General features: G+C 69.3%; 3 protein-coding genes. 1 reads left to right on the top strand and 2 read right to left on the bottom strand.

The features are described from left to right. The coding region (locus AX676_RS01440; RefSeq protein ID WP_231734706.1) for a hypothetical protein at positions 1 to 760 on the top strand (760 nt) is incomplete at its 5' end. A gap of 105 nt (positions 761 to 865) precedes the next feature. On the opposite strand, the gene rplL is transcribed toward AX676_RS01440, so the two are convergent. Next, on the bottom strand, positions 866 to 1249 hold the full coding sequence (rplL, locus tag AX676_RS01435) for a 50S ribosomal protein L7/L12 (RefSeq protein WP_066482330.1): 384 nt from the start codon (positions 1247 to 1249) through the stop codon (positions 866 to 868). A gap of 63 nt (positions 1250 to 1312) precedes the next feature. Continuing rightward, entirely contained in the window at positions 1313 to 1834 is a 522-nt protein-coding gene (gene rplJ / locus AX676_RS01430) for a 50S ribosomal protein L10 (RefSeq protein WP_066482327.1), read from the bottom strand. Positions 1835 to 2463 lie beyond the last annotated feature (629 nt).

Here is a 2463-nt window from a genome sequence, read left to right as displayed (position 1 = left end):
CGCGCCGGATGCCGCGACGCCTGCCCCGGTGGACACAACGCCGGCTGCGGCGCGGACGCGATCCACCCCTGTCGAAGCGCCGGCCCGGACCGCGCGTCGCACCGCGACCGTCGAACGGTCGGCGCCGCGTGAGGCGACGGCCAATCCGACCGCTGTTGCACCCGCCGCAACCACCAACGAGGTCGTTCAGGCGAGCCCCGCTGAGCCGGTCGCGCCGGCCGTCAATGCGCCGGCCGCGACCGAGACCGACGTCGCACCGACCGTGCCGAGCGCCTCTGCAACCAATGATTGGCTGTTGCCGCTGATCGGCGGTCTGGCGGTGCTGGTTGCCGGCGCGGCGTTCGTCATCGCCCGACGGCGTCGTGCGCCCCGTGCCGCGGTTGCACCGATGCGTTCGTCCGTCGCCGTACCCGCCGCCCAGCCCATGCTTTCGCCGCATCCGGCCGTGACGCCGATGGCTGCGCTTCCGCTGGGTGAGGGGCCGGGCCGCCATGCGGCGCGGGCGGAACAGGGGCCGACGCCGGACAATCCGTTCCTGACGCGCCGCAATCGCCTGCGCCGGGCGCGCTTCTACGACCGTCGCGAGCGGCTGGCGCTGGAGGCGGCGCAGCCGAGCCCGGACGCGCCCGCGCCGGCACCCGTCATGCGCGACGCGCCTGCGGCACCGCGCCCCGCCGCGCCGGCGCGTGCCGTCCCGCAGCCGGGGTTCCGGCCGCAGTTCGGGTGGCCGAATTCGCGCCCGGCGTTCGGGGATGCCTGATCGCCCGATCCGGAACGCATGAAAAAGGGGGCGGACCCGCGAAGGTCCGCCCCCATTTTTTCGTCAGCCCGGCCGCGGGGCGCGCCCGCCGCCGGTCGATGAAGCTTACTTGACCTCGACGGTCGCGCCGGCTTCTTCGAGCTGCTTCTTGACCTTCTCGGCCTCGTCCTTCGACACGCCTTCCTTGACGGCCTTGGGCGCGCTTTCGACCAGCGTCTTGGCTTCGGTCAGGCCCAGGCCGGTGATGGCGCGGACTTCCTTGATGACGTTGATCTTCTTGCCACCGTCGCCGGTGAGGATCACGTCGAACTCGGTCTTTTCTTCCGCAGCAGGCGCACCCGCACCGGCGCCACCGGCGGCCGGGCCGGCAACCGCAACCGCAGCCGCGGCCGAAACGCCCCACTTTTCTTCCAGCATCTTCGACAGCTCGGCGGCTTCGAGGACGGTCAGTTCGCTCAGCTGGTCAACCAGCGCGTTCAGATCAGCCATTTCAATACTCCAGATTCGATAGGTTCAGTTCAGATAGTCAGGTTCGTCAAAGCGGGCGCGCGATCACGCCGCTTCCTTGTCCTTGTCCGCATAGGCCGCAAACACGCGGGCGAGCTGCGCCGCCGGTGCCTGGGTGACCGTCGCCAGCTTGGTCGCGGGCGCGACCAGCAAACCGACGATCTTCGCGCGCAGTTCGTCGAGCGACGGCAGCGCGGCGAGTGCCTTCACGCCTTCGGCGTCGAGCAGCATGCTGCCCATCGCGCCGCCGACGATTTCGAGGCGATCGTTGGTCTTGGCGAAATCCGACACCACCTTGGCAGCAGCGACCGGATCGGCCGACGTCGCGAGACCGGTCGGGCCGGTCAGCAGGTCGGCGAGCACGGCATAATCCGTGCCCTCTGCGGCAATCTTGGCAAGGCGGTTCTTGGCGACCTTGTAGCTCGCGCCGGCGTCACGCATCTTGTTGCGGAGTTGCGTCGACTGGGCGACGGTCATCCCGAGGTTGCGGGTGACGACCACCACGCCGACCTCGCCAAAGGTGCGGTTCAGCTCGGCAACGGCGTCGGTCTTCTGGGAACGATCCATGCCGGTCTCCTCAATATGGGCCCGAAGGTCCGGTTACGCCGAGGGCCGGGCGGATGCCCGACCCCCTCGTCCGTGAGGGGGCATGATCGTCAAACGGCCGGGGACTGAACGACAGGCCCGGAACGGCTGACCCGGCACGCGGGCGACAGGCGACCACGAACCGGTGAATTTCATTTCCCCGTCTTGGCGGGAGATTAAGGCGAGGCGAATCCCCACCACCCGCTGTCTCGGACGGACGCCGGCCGGGCACAGGCCCGAACGGCAAGCGCGGGCAGATACAGATCATCCCGGCGAAGTCAATCGAAAGGTGACACTAAGTTGACACTATGCGTGAAGGGCAGGCGACGTGAATGGGTGCCGGCGAGCGCGGCGGCGGGAGCGAGCGAAGCAAGCGTGTTCATCGCGGGTCCTCAATGCAACGGGCGTCGCGCGCCCTGACAGGGGACCGAACAGATATGCCGAAAAGGGGGAAGTAGGACAGCCCCGCCGAGCGTCCGAGGAATCAGCGCAGCTGATTACGAGGCCCGCGCGAAGGCGCGGGAGGCGAGGCCGGCCGGCGGGTAGCGAAGCCAACCCGTCCGACGAGGGGCGGGATTAACTCCCGCCCCGGCCCGGCCCCACCAAACTAC

The organism is Sphingomonas sp. CCH21-G11 (genome assembly GCF_001555965.1).
Classification (GTDB): domain Bacteria; phylum Pseudomonadota; class Alphaproteobacteria; order Sphingomonadales; family Sphingomonadaceae; genus Sphingomonas.
Note: the sequence above shows the minus strand (reverse complement) of the source record. Positions and strands in the feature narration are given on the sequence as shown.